The 22,412-nt window shown below is 66.5% G+C and carries 17 protein-coding genes; 7 read left to right on the top strand and 10 right to left on the bottom strand.

Annotated elements, in window-relative coordinates; genetic code table 11:
* Nucleotides 1–80: 80 nt before the first annotated feature.
* Nucleotides 81–1,130 (bottom strand): polyamine ABC transporter substrate-binding protein, encoded by a 1,050-nt coding sequence (locus ACQ5BL_RS25320; RefSeq protein ID WP_243808172.1) that lies wholly within the window; start codon nucleotides 1,128–1,130, stop codon nucleotides 81–83.
* A 189-nt stretch (nucleotides 1,131–1,319) separates the two neighbouring features.
* On the opposite strand from ACQ5BL_RS25320, the gene ACQ5BL_RS25315 reads away from it, so the two are divergent.
* Both ACQ5BL_RS25315 and ACQ5BL_RS25310 read left to right on the top strand, forming a co-directional pair.
* Nucleotides 1,320–2,252: a GntR family transcriptional regulator gene (locus ACQ5BL_RS25315; protein WP_243808171.1), complete on the top strand. Its 933-nt coding sequence runs from the start codon at nucleotides 1,320–1,322 to the stop codon at nucleotides 2,250–2,252.
* Between the two features lie 81 nt (nucleotides 2,253–2,333).
* Complete coding sequence (locus ACQ5BL_RS25310) at nucleotides 2,334–3,620, top strand: glycosyltransferase (RefSeq protein WP_243808170.1); 1,287 nt, start codon at nucleotides 2,334–2,336, stop codon at nucleotides 3,618–3,620.
* Nucleotides 3,621–3,724: 104 nt separating this feature from the next.
* On the opposite strand, the gene ACQ5BL_RS25305 is transcribed toward ACQ5BL_RS25310, so the two are convergent.
* Nucleotides 3,725–4,654 (bottom strand): malate dehydrogenase, encoded by a 930-nt coding sequence (locus ACQ5BL_RS25305; protein ID WP_243808169.1) that lies wholly within the window; start codon nucleotides 4,652–4,654, stop codon nucleotides 3,725–3,727.
* 243 nt (nucleotides 4,655–4,897) lie between these two features.
* Between ACQ5BL_RS25305 and ACQ5BL_RS25300 the strand changes: the two genes are divergently transcribed.
* Complete coding sequence (locus ACQ5BL_RS25300; protein ID WP_243808168.1) at nucleotides 4,898–5,782, top strand: DMT family transporter; 885 nt, start codon at nucleotides 4,898–4,900, stop codon at nucleotides 5,780–5,782.
* On the opposite strand, the gene ACQ5BL_RS25295 is transcribed toward ACQ5BL_RS25300, so the two are convergent.
* From ACQ5BL_RS25295 to ACQ5BL_RS25285, 3 genes are all read right to left on the bottom strand, one after another.
* Nucleotides 5,779–7,116: an MFS transporter gene (locus tag ACQ5BL_RS25295; protein ID WP_243808167.1), complete on the bottom strand. Its 1,338-nt coding sequence runs from the start codon at nucleotides 7,114–7,116 to the stop codon at nucleotides 5,779–5,781. The two genes, ACQ5BL_RS25300 and ACQ5BL_RS25295, sit on opposite strands and share 4 nt — an antisense overlap.
* 92 nt (nucleotides 7,117–7,208) lie before the next feature.
* Nucleotides 7,209–8,288, bottom strand: coding sequence for a C45 family autoproteolytic acyltransferase/hydolase (locus ACQ5BL_RS25290; protein ID WP_243808166.1), 1,080 nt, complete (start codon nucleotides 8,286–8,288; stop codon nucleotides 7,209–7,211).
* A gap of 61 nt (nucleotides 8,289–8,349) precedes the next feature.
* Nucleotides 8,350–10,086, bottom strand: a complete 1,737-nt coding sequence (locus tag ACQ5BL_RS25285) for an amidohydrolase (RefSeq protein ID WP_243808165.1) — start codon at nucleotides 10,084–10,086, stop codon at nucleotides 8,350–8,352.
* 106 nt (nucleotides 10,087–10,192) lie between these two features.
* Here ACQ5BL_RS25285 and ACQ5BL_RS25280 point away from each other — a divergent pair, with 106 nt between their 5' ends.
* Nucleotides 10,193–11,107, top strand: coding sequence for a LysR family transcriptional regulator (locus ACQ5BL_RS25280; RefSeq protein WP_243808164.1), 915 nt, complete (start codon nucleotides 10,193–10,195; stop codon nucleotides 11,105–11,107).
* Nucleotides 11,108–11,448: 341 nt separating this feature from the next.
* Here the strand turns inward: ACQ5BL_RS25280 and ACQ5BL_RS25275 are convergent, their stop codons facing one another.
* Nucleotides 11,449–12,921, bottom strand: coding sequence for an aldehyde dehydrogenase family protein (locus ACQ5BL_RS25275; RefSeq protein WP_243808163.1), 1,473 nt, complete (start codon nucleotides 12,919–12,921; stop codon nucleotides 11,449–11,451).
* A 275-nt stretch (nucleotides 12,922–13,196) separates the two neighbouring features.
* Nucleotides 13,197–13,937, bottom strand: coding sequence for a nuclear transport factor 2 family protein (locus ACQ5BL_RS25270; RefSeq protein ID WP_243808290.1), 741 nt, complete (start codon nucleotides 13,935–13,937; stop codon nucleotides 13,197–13,199).
* Nucleotides 13,938–14,177: 240 nt separating this feature from the next.
* On the opposite strand from ACQ5BL_RS25270, the gene ACQ5BL_RS25265 reads away from it, so the two are divergent.
* The 3 genes from ACQ5BL_RS25265 to ACQ5BL_RS25255 all read left to right on the top strand — a co-directional run bounded on the left by ACQ5BL_RS25265 (nucleotide 14,178) and on the right by ACQ5BL_RS25255 (nucleotide 17,102).
* Nucleotides 14,178–15,563 (top strand): NAD(P)/FAD-dependent oxidoreductase, encoded by a 1,386-nt coding sequence (locus ACQ5BL_RS25265; RefSeq protein ID WP_243808162.1) that lies wholly within the window; start codon nucleotides 14,178–14,180, stop codon nucleotides 15,561–15,563.
* A gap of 11 nt (nucleotides 15,564–15,574) precedes the next feature.
* Nucleotides 15,575–15,934, top strand: a complete 360-nt coding sequence (locus ACQ5BL_RS25260; protein ID WP_243808161.1) for a cupin domain-containing protein — start codon at nucleotides 15,575–15,577, stop codon at nucleotides 15,932–15,934.
* Nucleotides 15,935–16,289: 355 nt separating this feature from the next.
* Nucleotides 16,290–17,102 (top strand): lytic transglycosylase domain-containing protein, encoded by an 813-nt coding sequence (locus tag ACQ5BL_RS25255; RefSeq protein ID WP_243808160.1) that lies wholly within the window; start codon nucleotides 16,290–16,292, stop codon nucleotides 17,100–17,102.
* A gap of 351 nt (nucleotides 17,103–17,453) precedes the next feature.
* Here the strand turns inward: ACQ5BL_RS25255 and ACQ5BL_RS25250 are convergent, their stop codons facing one another.
* From ACQ5BL_RS25250 to ACQ5BL_RS25240, 3 genes are all read right to left on the bottom strand, one after another.
* Nucleotides 17,454–19,889, bottom strand: a complete 2,436-nt coding sequence (locus ACQ5BL_RS25250) for an efflux RND transporter permease subunit (protein WP_243808159.1) — start codon at nucleotides 19,887–19,889, stop codon at nucleotides 17,454–17,456.
* Nucleotides 19,890–19,906: 17 nt separating this feature from the next.
* A complete protein-coding gene (locus ACQ5BL_RS25245; RefSeq protein WP_243808158.1) occupies nucleotides 19,907–20,971 on the bottom strand; it encodes a WD40/YVTN/BNR-like repeat-containing protein in 1,065 nt (354 codons plus the stop codon).
* 62 nt (nucleotides 20,972–21,033) lie between these two features.
* Nucleotides 21,034–22,392 (bottom strand): DUF1329 domain-containing protein, encoded by a 1,359-nt coding sequence (locus tag ACQ5BL_RS25240; protein WP_243808157.1) that lies wholly within the window; start codon nucleotides 22,390–22,392, stop codon nucleotides 21,034–21,036.
* Nucleotides 22,393–22,412: the final 20 nt, after the last annotated feature.

Raw genomic sequence — 22,412 nt, 5'->3', positions numbered from 1 at the left:
CCCGCGAGGCGAGGTGGTTCAGGGTTGTCGTATGGGTGAGAAGCCGGGGCGCGATTGCGGCGCCCCGCTGGCAGGGGCTGTTACTGCGCCGCCATGATTTCCGTAACGGCGCGGGTATAGGCCTTCTGCGTGGACCCGCCGACGTCACGCAACTGCTGCTGCTTGACCAGCTCGGCCGGCGTGGTGGTGAGGTTCGGGTACTTGGCCAGCAGCTCGGGCTTGAGCGTCGACATCGCCGCCTGGTTGGGCACCTTGTAGAGGATGTTCTCCGCGACCCACGCGTGGTTGGCCGGTTCGAGCATGTAGTTGATGAAGCGGTAGGCCGCCTCGGGGTTCTTCGAGCTTTTCAGCACCACCATGGTGTCCACCCAGAGGTCGGAGCCCTCCTTGGGCACGACGAACTTGATCGCGTCGTTGGCCTGGGTGCCGTAGTTGCACCAGCCGTCCCAGGCGTGGGCCATCAGCGCCTCACCAGACGCCAGCTTGGAGTAGAAGGTGGTGTCGTCGAAGGACAGCAGGCGCTTCTTGGTGGTGATCAACTGGTCGCGCACCGCGTTGATCTGGTCCGGGTTGCCGTCGTTCACCGACCAGCCGTTGGCGAGGAAGCCCGCGCCCAGCAGCCAGCGGTCGGTGGCGAGCATGGTGGTCTTGCCCTTGAGGGCATCGGACGGTTTGAGCAGGTCGTTCCAGCTCGACGGAGTCGGGCTTACCTTGTCCGAGCGGTAGCAGATGCCGGTGGTGCCCCAGGTGTAAGGCACGGAGAAGTGGTTGCCCGGGTCGTACTCGAGCTTCTGCGCTTCGGGGTAGAGATTCTTGAGGTTCGGCACCTTGGCCGGATCGATGTCGGCGAGCAGGCCCTGCTTGTGCAGGATCTCGGCGAACGGAGAGGAAACGAACACCACGTCGTAGCCTTCGCCGCCGGAGGCCATGAGCTTGCCCATGATCTCCTCGTTGGTGGCGTGGAGCGACTTGTCGGCTTCAAGGCCCGTGGCCTTCTGGAACTTCTCGAGGGCATCCGGGGCCATGTAGCCGTCCCAGATGGAGATCACGAGATCCTTGGCGCTGGCGGTGGTGGCCGACAACGTAAGCGCGAGGGTGGCCCCCGCGTAGAGCATGGTCTTCAGCTTCATGTTGCGCACCTAACGATGGTTGTTGTTGTTTCGAAGGCAGCGGATCGAAAAAGCGTGTTACATGTCTTTTTTTCAAAATAAAAACCGAACGCCTGGCGAAGTCAACAACTTCCTGCATCCTTGTTGCACCACCCGCCCTGTGGCATAAGGGGCTCGCATCGCTGAAACCCCTGTCGGAGAGAGAACGGTTTGAGCAAGGACACCGAAAAAAAACCGCGTACCAATCATCTGGAACTCGCCCGACGGATCATCGAGCACGCCCAGGACAATGGCCTGGGTGATGGCGACGCGCTGTCCGAGCAGCAACTGGCGCGCACCTTTGGCGTGTCGCGGACGCTGATCCGCGCCGGCCTCGACCTGCTGCTGGAGCAGCAACTGGTGGTCCACGAGCCGGGCAAGGGCTACCGCCTGTGCGCCGACCCGTCCGCCCGGGTGCTCGGCCCCGCCCTGCCCCAGGCCGAGGAACAGGCGCTGGCCGCCTCCGTATTGCGTGACCGCATGGCCGGCCGGCTGGGCAACAGCCTCAGCGCCAGCGAGTTGATGCGCCGCTACGACATCAACCGTGCCGCCGCGCAGAAGGTGCTGGCGCAGCTCAGCGAAGACCAGGTGCTGGAACGCGGCGCCGGGCAGAGCTGGTCGTTCCGCCCGCTGCTGAACAACCTCGCGGCGCTGGAAGACAGCCTGCGCTATCGCCTGATCCTGGAGCCCGAAGCCCTGCTCGCCCCCGGCTTCGACCCGGATCTGGCGCGCCTGGCGCTGCTGCGCGGGGCCATGGAGGAACTGCTGGCGGCGCCCATCGAGCGCTTCGACGTGGCGCAGTTCCGCGAGCTGGACATCAGCTTCCACGAGCTGATTGCTCTGGGCTGCGGCAACCGCTTCGTCGGCGACGCGCTCTTGCAGCACCAGCGCCTGCGCCGCCTGCCCAACCTGTTGCCGATGGTCAGCGTGCACCGCCTGCAGGAAGCGCTGCGCGAGCATTTGCGGATCATCGAGCAGATCGAGCGCGGCCAGCTGGAAGTCGCCGCCGACCTGATGCGACTGCACCTGCGGCTGTCCGCGGCGCAGCGTCCGCAGACGGCCAATCGCGGAATTCCGCAATCACCGGCGGCTGCCCGCCGATAATTTTTTCATTCTCGGTGTTTTTTTTATCGAAAAAAGGCACTATCCATTTTACGCAGTGCCCGCTCGATCGTGGATGTGCCCATGACGCAAAGAAACAGAACCATCGCCTTCTTCCCTGAAGCCAGCTTCGGCGCCGCGCTGAACTGCATCGGTATCGCCCAGGCGCTGCGCGACCTCGGCGCGCGACCGGTGTTCATCTGCCATTCGCACTTCCAGGGCATCTTTGCCGAGTACGGTTTCGCCGAGTACCCGCTGCAACTGGACTCGCCGCTGTCCGCCGCTGACCACCAGCACTACTGGGAGCGCTTCATCGAGCGCAACGTGCCCTACTTCGACCAGACGCCGCTGGCGCAGATCGACAGCTACGTGGCGCCGGCCTGGGAAGCCATCATCGATACCGCCATCGAGTCGGAAAAGCCGCTGCAGCAACTGCTTGCCCGCCTGAAACCGGACGCCATCGTGCTGGACAACGTGGTCGCCTTCCCGGCCATCGCCGCCGCCGGCTGCCCCTGGGTGCGCATGGTTTCCTGCGCCGAGACCGAACTGCCGGACCCAGCCGTGCCACCCTACCTGTCCGGAGCCAGCAGCAGCGATCCCGAGGCCTGCGCGACCTTCCGCGAGCACTACCTGCAGGCGGTGAAACCCACCCACGAGCGCTTTGCCCGCTTCCTCGCCGAGTGCGGGCATCCCGCCCTGCCCCCCGGCCAGTTCCTCGAGGATTCGCCCTGGCTGAACCTGCTGCTGTCGCCAACGCCGATGCGCTACCCGCGCAGAACCCCGCTGCCGGCCGAACGCTACCTGTACCTGGACGGCTGCGTGCGCAGCGAGGCGCCTTACATCCCGCCGCAGTTCCCCCGGCACGATGATGCTCCGCTGATCTACGTGAGCTTCGGCAGCCTGGGCGCCGCGGACGTGGCGATGATGCGCCGACTGATCGACGCCGTGGCGCAACTGCCCTACCGCTTCCTGATCAACGTGGGCGCCTACCGCGAGCATTACGACACGGTGCCGGATAACGTCTACCTCGACAGCTGGTTCCCGCAGCCGGCGGTGCTGCGCGAATGCCAGCTGTTCGTCCATCACGGCGGCAACAACAGCTTCTGCGAGGCGCTCTACCACGGCCTGCCGTCGGTGATCATCCCCTACTGCTGGGACGGCCACGACAACGCCCGCCGCGCCGAGGAAGTCGGCGTCGCACGCTACCTGCCGCGTTTCGAGGACCCGATCGCGGCACTGCCTGAAGCCCTGTCCGAACTGCTCGCCGACCAGGCCATGGGCCAACGCCTGGCCGCCGTGCGCGAGCAGATGCAGGCATCCCGCGGGACCGAGATGGCGGCGCGAGCCATCCTCGAAATCTGCGCCGACTGACCATTCGCTGGCAGCGTCAGATGCACACCTGAATGGCTCTGCACAACGGACGCGGTGAACCAGCCCCCTGGTTTCACCCCGTCCGCCCCCTCAGATGCTTTTGTTCACAACGCCTTCATTTCGGCAATGTCGCGCGCCACCTGATCCGCAGAGTGGTCGAACATCGACTGCTCCTGGGCATCCAGCGGCAACTCGATCACCCGCACAAGTCCCTGGTCCGCCAGTACACAAGGGACGCCCATGGCGATGTCCGTTCGCCCGTACTCGCCCTCGAGAATCGCCACCGTCGGCAGAATGCTGTTTCGTCCATTGGCGATGGCATCCACCATCTGCGCAATGGCCACGCCCGGCGCGTCGCAGGCGCTCCCCAGCTTCTTCAGGCCGAGGATCTCGCCGCCACCCTTGCGGGTGCGCTCCACGATCCGCTCGATCTGCTCGCTGGACAGGAAATGGGACAGCGGCACCGAACCGATCGCACAGTAGCGCATCAGCGGCACCATGCTGTCGCCATGCCCGCCCAGTACCAGCGCCGTGATATCCCGCGCGGAAAAGCCTGTCTCGTCGGCAATGAAACACTTCATGCGCGCGGTATCCAGCACGCCCGCCTGGCCGAACACCCTGCCGCGCCCCAGCCCGCTGAGGCTCCAGGCCCGATAGGTCAGCACGTCGACCGGATTGGACACCACCAGCACCGTCGCCGCCGGGGCATGCCGATTGATATCCCGCATGATGCCGTCGAGAATCGGCAGGTTGATGCTCAGAACATCCTGGCGTGACTGACCCGGCTTGCGCGGCACGCCTGCCGTAATCACCACCAGTTCGGAATCCTGCAGCATTCCGGCATCGGCCCCGCCATGAACCCGGGTATCGGAACCGGACTCGACGGCCGCCTGCCAGACGTCCAGCGCCTTGCCCTGGGCCAATTCGCCCTGCACATCGATCAACATCAACTCACGACAGAACTCTTCCCGGGCGATGATCTGGGCCGCCGCCTCGCCCACCATGCCGGCACCCACAATCGATAGTTTGTTCACCTCACACCTCCCGGCGGCGCGCTACCAGGAACACGCCTGCCTGTACAGGGAAGTATTGCCCGCTCAGGCTAAAAGGCCACCCGATACGACCGGCGCCGTCTCCCGCCGACGTTCGCCGGCCCCGCGACGCTGGCAGACAGAAAAACGTCGGTGTGCTGCCTTCCCAAGCACGACAGGCGACCGGCAAGATAGCCCGACTCGCTGCCGCGTTTCGGTAGCCCAACCTGTCGACCTGGAAATCCCATGCAACCGCGCGACCTTGCCGCCTACCTGTTCCTGGCGATCGGCTGGGGGCTGTCCTTCCTGGTGCTGCTCAAGGCCATCGCCGGTTTCGGCTGGGTCGGCGCGGTCAGCTTTCGCGCGCTGATCGCCAGTTTCACGTTGTTCGCCGTGGCGAAGCTGTCCGGTCGCAAGCTGAATTTCGAGGGTTTGTGGAAGCCGCTGTGCGTGGTCGGCGCCACCACGGTGGCCGGCCAGTTGATCGGCATGACCTATGCCACCCCGCGCATCGGCACAGCGATGGCGGCGATCTTCGTGGCCGGGATTCCGTTGTTTTCCATGCTCATCGGCCGCGTCTGGGGCCTGGAGCGCATTACCTGGAGCGGACTGGGCGGGCTGGCCCTGGGCTTCTTCGGCATGGTGCTACTGGTGGGCTTCCCGGCGGTGCCGGTGACCCACGCGTTCATCCTCGGCTGCGTCGCCTCGGTGTTCGGCGCGGTGTGCGCGGCCTTCGGCAGCAACTATGCGAGCTTGCGCCTGCGCACGGCCGGCCCCTGGGAGGTGACCTGCGGCGCCTTCCTCATCGGCGGCCTGCTGACCCTGCCGCTGCTGATCTGGGTGCCGGTTCCGGGTACGCCGCAGCCGATGGATTTCCTCTACCTGTTGCTGTGCGGCTGCGTATTGAGCGCGGTGAACTACGTCGTTTACTTCAAGCTGGTATCGCGCATTGGCGCCACCAGGACCATCAGCGTGGAATTCGTGGTCACGGTGGTTGCCGTGCTGGTCGGCGCGCTGGTGCTGGGCGAGAGCCTGTCGCTGATCCAGGGCCTGGGCGCGCTGACCATCCTGGTCGGCTGCGCCCTGGTGCTCGGTCTGGTACCCGGCACCAGGGCACGCACCGCCAGTTAGACCACGGACGCCTGTGCGGCGCTCGGCGCCGAGTCGTCGCGGTCGATCACCTCCATAGGCAGGCGCGAGGTTTCGCGCAGCATCCAGGAGCAGAACGCCACCAGCGCCAGCGCTGCCGCGCCGTACAGGGACACGCCGAAGGGATTGCGATCGGTGGCGATGAGGATGGCGGTGGCGACGCTGGACGCCGTGCCGCCGCCCACTGCCGCGCCGATCTGGTAGCTGAAGGAAATCCCCGAGTAACGCATCTCGCGCGGGAACTGCTCGGCCAGGAACGACGGAATCGGGCCCTGGGTCGCGCCCATGAAGAAGCCCACGGCGATATAGGCCAGCAGCGCCAGCGGCAGGTTGTGCTGGCCGATCATCGGGAAGAAGGCGAACAGCCCCAGGGCCATGATGCCCGCCCCGAAGATCATCACCGTACGGCGACCGAAGCGGTCCGACAGATGCCCGAAGAACGGCGCCGAGACGACGATGGCCACCGACAGGGAGAAGTCGAACAGCAAGGCTTCGCTGCTGGTGTAACCGATGTCGGTCGCATAGGCGAGGAAGAAGGTGCTGCCGATGTAGGCAATGGTGACGTAGCCGAAAGCGATACCGATGCACAGCAGCAGCTCGCGCGGACGACGGCGGAAGGCTTCCATCAGCGGCATGCGCGCCGGAGCCTTGGTGGCGGCCTTGGGCTGCGACTCCACGGTGTTCTGCAGGCGCGCATAGAGGCCGATCAGCACCAGCACGCCGCCGAGCCAGAACGGAATGCGCCAGCCGATTCCGGTCAGGTCGTCGTTGAAGGCGAAGCTGACGATGGCGAACACGGCCGAACCGAAGATACCGCCGATACCGATCCCCATGCTGGTGAAGCTGCCCCACAAGCCACGGCGGCCCTTGGGTGCCACTTCGATGCCGAACAGCGCGGCGCCGCCCCACTCGCCACCGGCGGCGAAGCCCTGCACCAGGCGCAGCAGCACCAGCAGGATGGGCGCCGCGGCACCCAGCGCGTCATGGGTTGGCAGGAAGCCAATCAGCAGGGTGCTGCAGCCCATCAGCACCAGGGTGGCGACCAGCGCCTTCTGGCGGCCGTAGCGGTCACCCAGGTGGCCGAACACCACGCCACCCAGGGGGCGGGCGAAGAAGCCGGCACCGAAGGCCGCGAAGGCGATCAGCACGGCGGTGAGGCGATCCATGCCGGGGAAGAACAGTTGCGGGAAGACCAGCGCCGCGGCGTAGCCGTAGATGATGAAGTCGTAGAACTCCAGCGCGGTACCCATGCCGGAAACGCAGAAGGTGCGAAAGGCCGAACGGGACCCCGGTGCAGCAGGTGTGTGATCGATCATGGCGGTTCACTCTTGTTTTTGTGGCAACACGAAACCCGCGCGACGGCCGTCAGGCCGTCGCGGGGCACGAGGATCGGAACTACGGGATTACGTCAGAAGCGCAGGAAACCTTCGTCCGCCAGCTTCTTCGGCGTGCCGGCGACGTACTCCAGGGCGCAGCCTTCGGTGTCGATGCCGACGCTCAGCAGGGTTTCCCAGCGCTCGGTGTCCGGCTCGGACATATCCGGGTGGAAGCAGACGATGGCCTGGTCGCCTTCGGCGCCACAGAAGGCGGCGGCGCGCTCGCGCAGGGCCACGCCGGTCATGCCGGCGGTGCCGGCCTTGAGGTGGTCCAGGCGCGCATAGGTGGTGGAAACGTCGGCGGTACGCTCGCCCCAGCTCAGTTCGCCATCGAGGAAGTGGTTGGTGTGCAGCAGCCAGCCGTCCTCGCGCGGCACCACCACGGAGGTGTGCGCCGGGCTCATCTCGATGCTGGCGGCGCGGGCGCGCACGTCTTCACGGGTGAACACGCTGAGCACGGTGGAAGCGCTGACCCGCGCCGAACGCGCCATCTCGACGGCCTCGGTGACGCTGGTGGCCTCTTCCAGCACGCGGCGGGCAATGGCATGCACCGGCACGCCGGCGCTGCCGTTGTCGCTGGCGTGGTGCAGGATGTTGAAGTGCACGCCCAGGCCCGCGCTGTTCACGCCGATCTTGCCGAGCATGCCGAACTCGGTGAACAGCTTGGCGGTCAGGCCGGTGGCGCCGGGGAACTGCAACAGCAGGCCGTGGGGCACCAGGCTGTCGTGCCAATCCCAGGTCTGCAGGCTGCGCGGGGCGGTGGCGCCGGCGGGCGCGTGGATGGAGGTCGAGCACTCGCCTTCCACCGGCTGCTGCGGCATGACCGCCAGCACTTCGGTGCGCGCGTTCAGCGCGGCCAGCTGCCACAGCGGCAGGTTGACGCCGAGGGCGAGGCCCTCGACTTCACGGGCCAGCGCCGGGCACCAGTCGGCCAGCGCGCCGAGGCTGCCTTCACCGATGGAACGGGCCTTGTCGATCTCCACACCTACGCGCGGGAAGAAGTCCAGGTACAGCGCCACGGTCTGGCGGATCTGCTCGGCGAAGGTTTCGCCGATCTGCCGGCCACGCTGCAGCGGGTCGCGGATGTCGGTGGTGAAGGTGTGAAGAATCACGGCAAAGCTCCTGCAATTACTTTTTTCAGCGAAAGTGGAGCGCCGGGGCGCTCCGGGTGGATCAGAGTTTGTCGTCTGGACGACTATAGACTTCGCGGCCGGCGAACCAGGTCTTGAGCACCTGGGTGTCGCGTAGCGCTTCGGGCTCGACGGTGAACACATCGCGGTCGACCAGGATCAGGTCAGCCTGCTTGCCGGGCTTGAGCGAACCGATGCTGTCTTCGAGACGGATGGTGCGCGCGGCGTTGAGGGTGTAGGCCTGGAACATGGTCAGGCGGTCGATGTCCTCGGCGGCGTTCAGCACACCCTTGGGGCCGACGCGCTTGACTGCCTGGTAGATAGCCTTCCACGGATCGGGCGTGGTGATCGGCCAGTCGCTGGCGCCGGCGATGGTCGCGCCGTTCTTCAGCAGCGAACGCGCCGGGTACATGTGCATGAAGGCCATGGCACTGACGTAGGGCTTGACCAGGTCCACGCTGTTCTCGTCGGCGGCGGCCCAGTAGAGCTGCATCGAAGCGATCACGCCGAGCGGCTTGAAGCGGGCGAAGTCCTTCGGGTTGACCATCTGCAGGTGGGTGATGGAGTGCGGGATGCCGCTGTTGCGGTCCTTGCGCGCCTGCTCGATGCCATTGAGGGACTCGCGCACCGCGCGGTCGCCGATGGCGTGGACGTGTACCAGCCAGCCACGGGCGTCGGCGGCGCTGACCAGCTCGCCGAAGTGCTTCGGATCGATCAGCAGTTCGCCGAACTTCTTCGAGTTGCTGTAGGGCTCGAGCATCGCCGCGCTCTGCGCCGGCATCTCGGCCACGCCGTCGGCGAAGACCTTGATGCCCGGCAGGCTCAGGTTCTTCACGCCGAGGAACTGCTGGCGCACCTTGTCCAGTTCGTCGAGGTCGGCCGGGGTGGCCTTCGAATCCGCCATCAGCAGGGCTGCGACATGAGCGGTCAGCCCGCCCTGCTCCGACAGCATCTTGTACGCCGGCAGCACGCCCACCGAATCGTTGTGGATGTCGCCACCGGGGTTCTCGTTGGCAAGGGGCTCCATCCAGGCGGTGATGCCCAGCTCGTGGTAGTAGCTCTGCGCCCCCTTCAGGGCTTTGAGCAGCTCGTCGTTGGTCGCCAGCGGCAGCAGCGCCTGCACCGGGTAGAGGCCGGCATCGACCAGGAAGCCGTTAGGCTTGCCGTCGGCGCCGTGGCCGATGGTGGCCTGTTCTTCTCCTTTGAGCGACTGCACCTTGGCGGCGTCGATGCCGGCCAGATCGAGCAGCGCCTGGTTGGCCCAGCCGGTGTGGTAGTCGCCGCCGGCCAGAAGGATCGGTTGCTTCGCCCATTCGCCCTGGTTGAAACGCTGCTGCAACTCGCCCAGCTCGTCCCAGAAAGCCGTGGGCACGCCACCGACATAGAGGAACTGGCCACGGCGGGCGCGGCCATCGTCACGCCACTCGCGCAGCTTGCTCTCGAACTCGGCGATCGGCATGTCCTGGTTGTCCAGGTTGGCCTGGAGCATCTGCAGGCCGCCCTTGACCAGGTGGGTGTGGGAATCGATGAAACCGGGCATCAGCACCTTGCCGTGCAGGTCGATGACCTGGGTGCCGGCTTGCTTGAGCTTGAGGATCTGCGCATCGGAACCGACCGCGAGGATGCGACCGTTCTCCACCGCCACCGCCTGCTGCAGCGATTGCCCCGGCTCGGCGGTATAGACCTTGCCGCCATGGAGGATGAGATCAGCGGCCGCCATACTTTCCATCGAGGAAAAAGCGCATGCCATGGAAAGCAGCGTCGGAATCAGTAGTTTCATCGCAGATCCTTAGTTATTGTTGATCTGTGGCGAAGGTTAAGCAAAAGCCCTGTCGGCTTTAACACTGACTTCCCGCACAACTTCTATTCCCATCAGGAAGTAATCCTTGGACAAGATGACCGCGCTCACCATGTTTGTCGCCACGGCCGACCACGGCGGCTTCAGCCGTGCCGCGGAACAGCTGGGCAAGACGCCATCGGCGATCACCAAGGGCGTGGCGCAGTTGGAAGCCGAGCTGGGCCAGCGCCTGTTCGAGCGCACCACGCGACGAATGGCGCTGACCGAAGCCGGACACATCTACCTGGAGGGTGCGCGCCAGGCGCTGATGCAGTTGCAGCGCGCCAGCGAGGAAGTCGAGCAATTGCAGACCGAACTGCGCGGCAGCCTGCGCATCGCCGCCCCGCCCTCCTTCGCCCCGGCCTTCTTCAATGCCGTGTGCTGCCGCTTCCTGCGCGAGCATCCGCAGGTGCGCCTGGAGGTGGACCTGGCCGACGAATTCGCCGACCTGGTGGAAGGTGGCTACGACCTGGCCCTGCGCGACGGCCCCATCGACCTGCCCGACGTGATCGCCCAGCCACTGATCGAGAACCGCCTGATGCTCTGCGCCACGCCGGCCTATCTGGCCGGCAAGGGCATGGACGTGACCCTGGACAACTATGAGCAGCACGACTGGCTGATCTTCCGCCACCCGCTGCTGAACCGGAATTTCTGGTGGGTACAACGCGACGGCGAACGCATCCGCATCCGTCAGCCGACGCCGCGCGTCGCCAGTGACAACTACGACTTCCTGCTGTCCTGCCTGCTCGACGGTCAGGGGCTGCAGTTCCTCCCGCAATGGAGCGCGCAGCCCTATCTCGCGAGCGGCGAACTGGTGGAGCTGCTACCGGACTGCTGGCGCGACCAGAGCGCCTTCGGGCCCTGGGTACATGTGCTCTACCTGCCGCACCGGCGCAGTACGCGCAAGGTGCGGGTATTCATCGAATACCTGCGGGAGCATCTGCTGGGGAAAGGGTTGGTCTGACCTTCAGATCGACGCGGTGGCGCAATCGATCGCGGACGGAGTCCGCTCCTACGCAGCCAGAAATGCCGGCGTCCACCTGTAGGAGCGCGCCATGCGCGCGATCGCGGGCGCTGCCCGCCCCTATACGGGATTCCGGTTTTGCTTTCGTAGGAGCGGACCCTGTCCGCGAAATCCAGCGCGGCGGAGTCCGGCCCTCCCCGGTGACTGCAGTGCTCAGCGCCGAATCGTAGGAGCGAGCTTGCTCGCGAACCGGCCAAGCGCTAGCCCTGCCGGCGGATCGCAGGCATGGCCCGCTGCTACAGGGAGACACCGGCATGGCCGGTGCCTCACCACGCCTCACATCACTTGATGTACCACCCCCACGGCTGGTCGCTGAGGTACTCGGTGACCTGCTTGGTCTCCAGGTAATTATCCAGTCCCCACACGCCCAGCTCGCGGCCAATGCCGCTCTGCTTGTAACCGCCCCAGGGCGCCTGGGTGAAGGTCGGCTGCGAGCAGTTGACCCAGACTATGCCGGCGCGCAGGCCGCGACTCACCCGCTGGCAACGCGAAGGATCGGCGGACATCACCGCCGCCGCCAGGCCGAACTGGCTGTCGTTGGCCAGGCGCAGCGCCTCGGCTTCGTCCTTGCAGCGGCGCACGGCGAGGACCGGGCCGAAGATTTCCTCGCGCCAGACGGCGCTCTCCAGCGGCGCATCGATGAACACCGTCGGCTCGACGAACCAGCCCTTATCGCGATGGGCCGGACGCTTGCCGCCGGTGACCAGCTTCGCGCCATCACGCACGCCGGCCTCGATGGCCTGCAGCACCTTGGCGTGCTGTCCGGCGCTGACCAGCGGGCCGAGCAGCACGCCTGGCTCCAGGCCGTTGCCGAGGGTGATGCGGCGGCTTTCTTCCACCAGGCGTTCGATCAGCCGGTCGTGCAGGCCCTCCTGCACCAGCAGGCGCGAGGTGGCGCTGCACACCTGGCCCTGGTTCCAGAAGATGCCGAACAGGACCCACTCCACCGCCGCCTCGATATCCGCGTCATCGAAGACGATGAACGCCGACTTGCCGCCCAGTTCCAGGCTGACGTTCTTGATGTCCTGCGCGGCCGCCTGCATGATCGCGCGCCCGGTCGGCACGCTGCCGGTGAAGGCCAGCTTGTCCACGCCCGGGTGCGCCGAAAGCGGCGAACCGGCGTCACGGCCCAGGCCAGTGACCACATTGAGCACGCCCTTGGGCAGGCCCACGGCATCGGCGGCGGCCGCCAGTTCCAGGGCAGTCAGCGGGGTCAGCTCGGAAGGCTTGAGCACGGCGGTGCAGCCAGCCGCCAGTGCCGGCGCGACCTTCCACGAAGCCATCAGCAGCGGGTAGTTCCACGGGATGATCTGCCCGGCCACGCCGACCGGCTCGCGCAGCACGCGGCAGGCGAAACGCTCGTCGGGCAGCGCGACCACGTCCCCTTCTCCGTTCAGCCCTTCAGCCAGCTCGGCGTAGTAGTCGAAGCAGCCGATGGCGTCGTCGATATCCCACTGCGCCTCGGGCAGCGGCTTGCCGTTGTCCTGCACCTCCAGGCGGGCCAGGTCTTCGCGGCGGCCACGCAGGTTGTCGGCAATGGCGCGCAGGTAGCCGGCGCGCTCCTTGCCCGTGCTGCGGCCCCACTCGCCCTCATCGAAGGCCCGGCGCGCGGCCTGCACGGCACGGTCCACGTCCTCGCCGGTCGCGGCGGCGACTTCGGTCAGCACGGCTTCGCTGGAGGGTTCGTACACCTCGAAGCGGCCGCCCTGGGCGGGCGCCTGCCATTGGCCGTCGATATAGAGCTGGTCGCGCATGCAAGGTCTCCTGAGCGTGTTGGAATGCTTGTGGGCCGAGCATAGGGAAATGGGCACGGGATTGATAACGCGCCAGCCGTACATGCGGGCACGCGCGGAGCGGCCCGCCCCCTTGCTGAGGCTGTCTGTAGGAGCGAGCTTGCTCGCGAACCACCCAGCTGCGGAGCCGACGGGAATCCCCGTAGGATGGGTGGAGCTTGCGATACCCATCGGCAGGGTCACCCGCGATTGATGGGTATCGCTTCGCTCCACACCATCCTACAAATGCGATCCGCTCACGAAATCGCCTTCTGTTCCAGGTACGCCTTGGGCGACAGCCCCGTCTCCTCGCGGAAGCAGCGGTAGAAGGTCGACAGCGAGCGGAACCCCGCCGCCCGCGCCAGTTCGTCGATGCGGGTAACGCTGGTGGCGCCGTCGAGCTGGCTCAGCAGATGACGCAGGCGCAACTGGTTCAGGAACTGGTAGAAGCTCAGGCCCAGCACCTGGTTGAGGAAGTAGGAAATCTGGTTGCGCGTGTAGCCGGTGGCCGCCGCGACCTGGGGCATGTCCAGGTCGGGGTTGAGGAACGGCCGGCTCTGCTGGAAATACTGCTGGATATCGCCACCCAGTTGACTGAGCTGCCGGGCGGACAGCCCCAGGCGGCTGTCGGCCATGCGCGGTTGCGGGTCACTGGCGGGCTTTTGCGGCTGGCCGACCAGCGCCGCGTGCTCGTTGACCCGGACGATCCGGCCATCACGCACGGTGTACGCCTCGGTGGCGCGGAAGGACACCAGCCCCTGGGTGCCGCGCAGGGTCACCTGGTACTGCAGGAACGCCGTGTCGCCATCCACCCGCAGGCGGTCGGTGTAGACCTGCGACTCATCCCCCGCCGCCGGCATGCTGGTCCGCAGATACTCGCGCAGCTCCGCCGGATCGATCCGACGCCCCTGAAAGAAATCGGTGTACTCCACCTTCGGGTCGAACAACGCCATCAGCGCATCGATGTCATGGCTGCGCCAGGCCTGGTGATAGCGCATCACCACGGCGTGGGTGGCGGCGCTGTTCGGGTCGGCCTGGTAGGTCGCACCTTCGAGGGTGGCGCTCCAGAGCTGCTCATCGCTCATTCAAATTCCCCTGCCGGTCTGTGCCGGCTCCGATGCTCCGGGCGTGCCCGCAAAGAGCGGCGGACCGTATGCCTGGCCCCCGTGAGCGTTACAAGATTTCGGACGCGGCCCGCTGGCCGCATTTTTCTTCCGACATTCTGCCGGAGTTTTCCGATGACATCCGCCCAACTTGCACGCGCCACTCCCAGACCCTTCTGGCTCGACACGCTCGAACCTGCACCCGCCGCCCCCGCGCTGGAGGCCGATCGCCGCTTCGATCTGGTGGTGGTCGGTGGCGGCTTCACCGGCCTCTGGACCGCCCTGCACGCCCGCCAGCGACAGCCGGGCGCAAGCATCGCGGTGGTCGAAGCACGTCGTTGCGGTGGCGAGGCCAGCGGGCGCAACGGCGGCTTCTGCGCGCCGAGCATTTCCCACGGCGTAGGCAATGCGCTGCGCCGCTGGCCGGAAGAAGCCGAAACCCTGATCCGCCTGGGCCGACAGAACCTCGATGAGTTCGAGGCGGACCTCAAGCGCTTCGGCATGAACGTGGAATTCGAACGGCGCGGCAAGCTCAGCGTCGCCATGCAGCCCTGGCAGGTCGACGGTTTGCGCAGCATGCAGCGCAACTACCAGCGCTTCGGCATCGACTGCGAGTGGCTGGAAGGTGCGGAACTGGCACAGAAACTCGATTCGCCGATGTACAAGGCCGGCGTCTTCGAACCCAATTACGCGCTGCTCAACCCGGCGAAGATGGCCGCCGAGCTGCGCCGGGTGTGTCTGGAGCAGGGTATCGAACTGTTCGAGAACACCCCCGTGCACGAGCTGCACCCACTTGGTGACCGCCTGATGCTGCGCTGCGACCGTGGCGAGCTGGAGGCCGGACAGATCGCCCTGGCGACCAACATCGCGCCGCCGCTACTCGGCCACCTGAACACCAGCGTGATCCCGGTGTACGACTACTCGCTGGTGACCCAGCCGCTCTCCGACGACCAGTTGCGCGCCATCGGCTGGGTCGACCGCTACGGCATCGCCGACGCCGGCAACCAGTTCCATTACCTGCGCAAGACCGCCGACAACCGCATCCTCTGGGCCGGCTTTGACGCCATCTACCACTTCGGCAGCCGCCGCGACGAAGCCCTGACCCAGCGCCCGGAAAGCTTCCGGCGCCTGGCCCAGCAGTTCCACGAGGCCTTTCCCCAGCTCGGCCCGGTGCAATTCAGCCATGCCTGGGGCGGCATCATCGACACCTCGGCACGCACCACGCTGTTCACCGGCTGCGTGCTCGGCAACCGCGTGGCCTACGCGCTGGGCTTCACCGGCCAGGGCGTGGCGGCCAGCCGCTTCGCCGCGCTGAACATGCTCGACCAACTGGCCGGCGAGCGCACCGAGCGCACCCAGCTGCGCATGACCTCGCAGAAGCCCTTCCCCTTCCCGCCCGAGCCGCTGCGCTACCTCGGCGTACGCCTGGCCCAGCGTTCGCTGGCCAAGGAAGACCGCACCGGCCGCCGCGACCTGCTGCTCAAGACCTTCGATGCCTTCGGCATCGGTTTCGATTCCTGATGGAGACCTTCATGTCCACCCTGCCCCGCCACGTCATCGACTTCGCCAACCCGCAGCTCGCCCCCCAGGAGCGCGAGATCAACGACCCGACCATCGTCGATGCGCCTTACCGGAGCCGCAGCTGGCGACACTTCGCGGCGCCCGAGAAGAGCGCCATCGCCGGCATCTGGGAAGCGGGCGTGCACCTGGAGCGCTGCGAGTGCGACTACGACGAGCTGTGCCACATCCTCGAAGGCACCGTGCGCCTGACCGACGCCAACGGCGTGGCGAAGACCTTCGGCCCGGGGGATTCCTTCGTGGTCGCGGCGGGCTTCAAGGGCACCTGGGAAAACCTCACGCCAGTGCGCAAGGTGTATTTCATTCTCGGCTGAGCCCAACTCCAGGATGGATTCACAGGATTCGTAGGAGCGGACTCCGTCCGCGATTGGCTTCGCCCAATTCCGGACGACCCGCGCGGCGGTGATTCGATCGCGGACAGAGTCCGCTCCTACGCAAAGGTTGGCCTCTTCGAGAGAACCCCGCCTAATTGCCCCCGCCCGACACACCGGAACACCTGCGAGCCGTACGTCTGCACAAGCTCCAAGCCTGGCAGGAACGGTTATAACTAGCGGAACGAAACGGCGGACCGCCCAGGCTCCCCCTGCAACGACCGCCCCTGCTGGCCTCTATCCTTTGCCCGGATCAGGTTTCCCGGCCTGATCGGCGCTCGCGGCGCGGAGCGGTGTGATGACTTTCAGAGCAAGGCAATGGGCTCGCAGCAGCCTTCCCGGCTGCATCGGATTGGCTCTGCTGGTCGCGCCGCTTTACGCCAATGCCCTGTTCAAGTGCCAGGCACCTGACGGCACCGTCAGCCACAGCAGCCACGCCATACCCGGCGCGCGCTGCACCCTTCAGAATGGCAAGGCTGGTCGGAGCGGCAGGACGGGGACCAGTTCCCGCGCAGAGGCCACGGCCGCGCCAGGCACCGAGCTGGGAGCAAATCGCATCCGGGTGTACACCTTCGTCCACAATGGCGTGCGCCAGTATGTGAGTCGACGCCCCGTCGGCATCTCCGCGCGGGTCGATGTGCTGGAGGTGTATTACATCAAGGGTTGCTACCTGTGCCGGGCGCCGAAGGACTTCAATGTCGCTGCGTTGCGCCTGGATACCAACTCCTACCGGCGGGAGATCGAGGCCGCTTCGAGCCGCTACGGCGTCGACCGGGCCCTGGTCCGTGCGGTGATCCATGCCGAATCGGCGTTCCAGCCCAACGCCGTTTCCATCGCCGGCGCCCAGGGGCTGATGCAATTGATGCCCGACACCGCCGAGCGCTTCAACGTGACCAACCCCTTCGATGCGCGCCAGAACATCCGCGGCGGCGTGCGCTACCTGGCCTGGCTGCTCAAACGCTTCAACGGTAATCAGCGGCTGGCGCTGGCCAGCTACAACGCCGGTGAAATGACCGTCGACAAGTACAACGGGATACCGCCCTACGCCGAGACGCAGACCTACGTCGCCCGCGTGCAGTCGCTGACCGAGCGCTATCGCAATCATCGGTAAAGGTTCTGGTGCAGCGATGGTTCGCGAGCAAGCTCGCTCCTACAGCCAGGCCAAACTCCGGCGCGCTCTTTGTAGGAGCGAGCTTGCTCGCGAACCGCAGCGCACCGCAGCGGTGTGTAGGGGCGGATAACCTGGAACAGGTTATCCGCCGGACCGTCCTGCCCCGCGTAGGGGCGCTATCTGGGCATTTCCCGGTAAGAGCGGATTCATCCGCGAAAGATTTCGCGGACAAGGTCCGCTCCTACGGGAGCGGGTCCTCGCTCGGAACCGGCTTTTCGTAGGAGCGGAGCCTCTCCGCGATTCGCCGGCAAGGCCGGCGCCAGGGCGGTCCGCAGGTATCTGACCCGCTGCTCAGCCCTTCCGGTCGTTCAACAGGAAGTGCGACAGCGCCGGAATCAGCAGCAGCGCACCGAGCATGTTCCAGAGGAACATGAAGGTCAGCAGGATGCCCATGTCGGCCTGGAACTTGATCGGCGACCAGGCCCAGGTGATCACCCCGGCGGCCAGGGTCACGCCCACCAGCGCCACCACCTTGCCGGTGAAGATCACCGCCTGCTGGTAGGCCATCGCCAGCGGGAATCCGGCCCGTTGCAGCTGCAACTGCACGCTGAGCAGGTACAGCGCATAGTCCACGCCGATGCCCACGCCCAACGCGATCACCGGCAGGGTCGCCACCTTCACGCCGATGCCGAGGAACACCATCAGCGCCTCGCAAAGCATGGAGGTCAGCACCAGCGGCAGCATCGCCACCAGGGTCGCGCGCCAGCTGCGGAAGGTGATCAGGCAGAACAGACTGACCGCGCCGTAGATATACAGCAGCATGGTGCGGTTGGCCTGGTGCACCACGCTGTTGGTGGCGGCCTCGATACCGGCGCTGCCGGCGGCGAGGAGGAACTGGCGGTCCGGCGTGCTGTTGGCCTTGGCGAAGTCCTCGGCGATGGTCGTGACTTCTTCCAGGGTCCTGGCCTTGTGATCCTTGAGGAAGGCGATCACCGGCATCACCGAGCACTCGGTGTTGAACAGCTCGGGCGTGTTCACCGAGGCCTGCTGGGCCGAGTAGTTGAGCACGTCCTGGTTGCGCTGCAGGCTGGCGAACTTGGGGTTGCCCTCGTAGGTGCCGGCGGTGATCTGCCGTACCGCGTCGGCCAGCGACACGGTGGCCTGCACCCCCGGATGCTGCTGCAGCGCCCAGCCCAGGCGGTCGGCGAGGATCAGCGTCTTGTAGTTCAGGCAGCCTTCGGCCGGGGTCTTCACCATCACCGCGAACAGGTCGCTGGACAGCGCGTAGTGGCTGGTGATGTAGGCGTTGTCGCGGTTGTAGCGCGAGTCGGCACGCAATTCCGGCGCGCCGGCGTCGAGATCGCCGATCTTCAGGTGCTGGCTGACCATGAAGCTGCCGGCGCCGATCAGCGCGGCGACCGCCAGGGCGATGGTCGCCCAACGGCGCTCGGTGAAGCGGTCGAGCAGGCTCCACAGCCGGCCCAGGCCCTGCTCGCGGGCTTCCTCGTGCTCCTCGCGCAGGGCGCGGGCGGCGGCGCGCGGGCTGACGCCGATGAAGGACAGCGCCACCGGCATCAGCAGCAGCGAGGTGAAGACCAGCACTGCCACGCCGATGCTCGCGGTGATGGCCAGGGCCTTGATCACCGGGATGTCGATCAGCATCAGCACGCCGAAGCCGACGGCATCGCAGAGCAGCGCGCTGACCCCGGCCAGGAACAGCCGGCGGAAGGTGTTGCGCGCCGCCACCTGGCGATGGGTGCCGCGGCCGATGTCCTGCATGATGCCGTTCATCTTCTGCGTGGCGTGGGACACGCCGATGGCGAAGATCAGGAACGGCACCAGGATCGAGTACGGGTCCAGCGCATAGCCGAGCCAGGCGATCAGGCCCAGCTGCCAGATCACCGCCAGCAGCGAGCAGACGATCACCAGCAGGCTGCTGCGCAGGCAGCGGGTGTAGAGCAGGATGATGACGAAGGCCGAGACCACCGCCAGGCCGAAGAACATCATCACCCGCACCAGGCCGTCGATCAGGTCGCCGACCAGCTTGGCGAAACCGATGACGTGGATGCGCACGTTGCCCTTGCCCGGTTCGCCGGCCTCGAAGGCACGCTGGTCACCCTGGTATTCGTACTTCAGGCGCAGCGCGTCGAGCTGATGGGAGAACTGCCGGTAGTCGATGCCCTTGCCGGTGGCCGAGTCGTGGTCCAGCAGCGGCACCACCAGCATGCTCGAACGGAAATCGTTGGCCACCAGGCTGCCGACGATGCCCGCGCGGGCGATGTTCTGGCGCAGCTGGGCAATGCTCGGGGCGTCGCCGGCATAGCCGTCGGGCATCACCGGGCCGCCCTGGAAGCCCTCCTCGGTCACTTCGGTCCAGCGCACCGCCGGCGACCACAGCGATTTCATCCAGGCACGGTCGACGCCAGGGCTGAGGAACAGCTGGTCGTTGATCTGCTTGAGGGTGTCCAGGTAGGCCGGGGCGAAGATGTCGCCGTCGCGGCTCTCCACCACCACCCGCACCGAGTTGCCCAGGCCGCGCAGCGCGCCGCGATTGTCCAGGTAGTTGCGGATGTAGGGATGGCTCTGCGGGATCATTTTCTCGAAGCTGGGCTTGATCTCCAGGCGGGTCACCGCCATCCAGCCGAGCAGCAGCGTGACCACGGCGATCAGGCTGATGAAGAGGATCCGGTGGTTGAACACCAGGCGCTCCAGCAGGCTGCCGCTGTGCGCGTCGAAGTCCCGCAGATCGCTGATGACGGGCAGCTGCCCTTGCTTGAGGTCGACCATAGGAGGCTGTCTCTTTCTTATTGTGAGAGCGGCAACGCGCTGCGTTGCAGACCGCGATTGCCGACCAGCAGCAGGCTGTCGCCGCTGACCAGGGCGCCGCTGACCGGCGTGCGCTGGGCCAGGGTCAGGGGTTTGAAGGTGGCGCCGCCGTCGCGGCTTACCAGCCCCTGGCCGGCCTGGCTGAACAGGTAGAGGCCGCCATCGGCGCCCTCGCTGGCCGCGGTGAGGCTGACCGGCAGGCCGGTGGCCACCTCGCTCCAGTTCGCGCCGCCGTCGACGCTGCGCACGGCGTTGCCGCGCAGGCCGTAGGCGAACAGCAGGCCGGGCTTTCCGAGCACGCCGAAGAAGGTGCCCTTGTACGGCGAGTTCAGCGCGACGAAGCGCTGGCCCTGCGGGTCGAGCTTGAGCAGCAGGCCCTGCTCGCCGACGATGAACAGCTCGTCACCCACCGCCGACATGGCGGTCAGGTGCAGCGATTGAGGATTGTCGATGCGATGGTTCCAGGGCTCCCAACTGCGCCCGCCATCGGTGGTGTGCAGGATCAGGTTGAAGGCACCGATCACGAAACCCTCCTGGGCGTTGCGGAACCAGAGGTCGAGGAACGGCTTGTCGGCCCCCTCCTCCTTCATGCGCCGCGACTGCTCCAGCAGGGTTTCGTTATCCGCCTGGGGGTGGGCCGTGTAGTAATCGAGCATCAGTTGGCCGATGGCGCGGCCATCGAGCTGGCGGGTCCAGTGTTCGCCGCCGTCGGCGCTGTGCAGCACCACGCCGTCGTGGCCCACCGCCCAGCCATCGCGCGGCGTGGGGAAGCGCACGGCGGTGAGGTCGGAGCTGACCGGCACCTCGGCCTGCCGCCAGTCCTTGCCGTCGTTGTCGGAATAGAGAATGTGGCCGCGCTGGCCGACAACCACCAGGCGCTTGTCGGCGCGGGCGATGGCGGTCAACGGGCTGCTCATGGCCAGGGCGGTGGGCTGCGAGGGCAGGTCCAGCACGTCGACGAATTCGCCGGCAGCGGCGTGACCAGCGAGCAGCGCCAGTCCCAGCCCGGCGGAGGCCAGGGTGAGCTTGAAGGGAAATTGCATACGGCTACCTCGGTGGGAAAGGCGCGGCGGCCTCGTGAGCCGCCGCGACTGGACTCATCCGCTTAGCGGATACCGCTGCCCGCGAGGGCTTCAGGCGACCACTGGGTAGCGGCCAGCGGATCGATGTAGGTGATGCCGCCGTACGGGCCAACGACGCCGTTGATGTTGTAGGAGCCGGCGGTCAGGTCGTAGATCATGAACGGCGTGGCGTCCGGGATGCGCTTGTCGTAGCTCTGGCTGAGGAAGGCGAAGGAGCCGCGATACAGCTGGCCACGGGCGTCATACTGGTCGGAAGCGACAGCCACCCAGCTGTCCTCGTCGAGGTAGAAGCGACGCTTGGCGTAGATGTGGCGCGCACCGGACTTCAGCGTACCTTCGACGACCCACACGCGGTGCTTCTCCCAGCGCACATAGTCCGGCGACAGGTGATTGGGCGTGACCACCGGCTTGATGTCGCTGGTGTAGGTGAGGCGGTAGGTGTTGTACGGCACGATCATTTCCTGCTTGCCCACCAGCTTCCAGTCGTAGCGGTCCAGCGCACCGTTGAAGACGAACACGTCGTCGTAGGTGCCGGCGCCGGCCATACCGGGGTTCGGCGTGTCGTAGGCCAGGTTCGGCGCCAGCTTCACGCGGCGCTGGCCGGGCAGGTACTGCCAGGCGCGGCGCGGCTGCTGCAGCGGGTTGGCCGCGTCCTTGAGCATCATCGCCTCGCCGGCGCGGCGGGCCGGGCCGCTGTAGTACAGCTTCATCTGGTAGTAGACCTCGGAGCCCTTCACCGGCTGGGTGAGGTTCTCGTAGATCGGGTAGTTGATGAAGGCCTGGCCGGTGGTGGCGAGGTTCGCGCTGCCCGAGGAGTCGACGTTCCAGGAGTCGTACTTGGCCTTGATGTTCACCCCCTGGTAACGCAGCAGGAAGTTCCACATGGCCTCGGCGCCGGTCTTCGGAATCGGGAACGGCACGCCCGGCAGTGCGTTGTCGATGGCGGTGCCGCCTTCCAGGGACTGGGTGGCGACGGCGTTCTTCTTGCTGTTCTCCAGCACCGCGTCAGGCAGCGCGGCGGTGCGGTGGGTCGGGTAGACGTCGACGCGGAAGCTCGGGTAGCGCTTGGCCAGCTCGACGGTGGTGGCGGTCAGCTCGTTCTTGTACTGGTCGACGTTCTTGCCGTCGATCACCAGCAGCGGCTTCTCACCGGCGAAGGGGTCCGGGCGCATGCTGTCGCCGGCCTTGAAGCCGGCCGGGGCGCTGGTCAGGCCACCTGTGTAGGCCGGAATCGCACCATCGCTGCTGGCGGCCTTCTCGGCGCCGACCAGGGTCAGGGTGGAGCCCAGCTGGGCGGCATCCTGGGGCGATACGGCGGCCTGGGCGGCGCCGCAGAGGACCAGGCCGAGGGCCGTGGCGATCAGGGTAGGTTTGAAGTTCATGCTGTTTTTCTCCTGCTCCG

This window comes from Pseudomonas sp. B1-22 (genome assembly GCF_050474425.1).
In the GTDB taxonomy this organism is placed as follows: domain Bacteria; phylum Pseudomonadota; class Gammaproteobacteria; order Pseudomonadales; family Pseudomonadaceae; genus Pseudomonas.
This window is presented reverse-complemented; position numbering and strand designations above follow the sequence as displayed.

What these genes read in the sequence shown, in the direction of transcription:
- ACQ5BL_RS25270 (WP_243808290.1), bottom strand. Translation starts at nt 13,937, where the DNA reads ATGCGCTATCACCAGGCCTGGCGCAGCCATGACATCGATGCGCTGATG.
- ACQ5BL_RS25265 (WP_243808162.1), top strand. Translation starts at nt 14,178, where the DNA reads ATGACATCCGCCCAACTTGCACGCGCCACTCCCAGACCCTTCTGGCTC.
- ACQ5BL_RS25275 (WP_243808163.1), bottom strand. Translation starts at nt 12,921, where the DNA reads ATGCGCGACCAGCTCTATATCGACGGCCAATGGCAGGCGCCCGCCCAG.
- ACQ5BL_RS25240 (WP_243808157.1), bottom strand. Translation starts at nt 22,392, where the DNA reads ATGAACTTCAAACCTACCCTGATCGCCACGGCCCTCGGCCTGGTCCTC.
- ACQ5BL_RS25300 (WP_243808168.1), top strand. Translation starts at nt 4,898, where the DNA reads ATGCAACCGCGCGACCTTGCCGCCTACCTGTTCCTGGCGATCGGCTGG.
- ACQ5BL_RS25245 (WP_243808158.1), bottom strand. Translation starts at nt 20,971, where the DNA reads ATGCAATTTCCCTTCAAGCTCACCCTGGCCTCCGCCGGGCTGGGACTG.
- ACQ5BL_RS25310 (WP_243808170.1), top strand. Translation starts at nt 2,334, where the DNA reads ATGACGCAAAGAAACAGAACCATCGCCTTCTTCCCTGAAGCCAGCTTC.
- ACQ5BL_RS25260 (WP_243808161.1), top strand. Translation starts at nt 15,575, where the DNA reads ATGTCCACCCTGCCCCGCCACGTCATCGACTTCGCCAACCCGCAGCTC.
- ACQ5BL_RS25285 (WP_243808165.1), bottom strand. Translation starts at nt 10,086, where the DNA reads ATGAAACTACTGATTCCGACGCTGCTTTCCATGGCATGCGCTTTTTCC.
- ACQ5BL_RS25255 (WP_243808160.1), top strand. Translation starts at nt 16,290, where the DNA reads ATGACTTTCAGAGCAAGGCAATGGGCTCGCAGCAGCCTTCCCGGCTGC.
- ACQ5BL_RS25320 (WP_243808172.1), bottom strand. Translation starts at nt 1,130, where the DNA reads ATGAAGCTGAAGACCATGCTCTACGCGGGGGCCACCCTCGCGCTTACG.
- ACQ5BL_RS25250 (WP_243808159.1), bottom strand. Translation starts at nt 19,889, where the DNA reads ATGGTCGACCTCAAGCAAGGGCAGCTGCCCGTCATCAGCGATCTGCGG.
- ACQ5BL_RS25295 (WP_243808167.1), bottom strand. Translation starts at nt 7,116, where the DNA reads ATGATCGATCACACACCTGCTGCACCGGGGTCCCGTTCGGCCTTTCGC.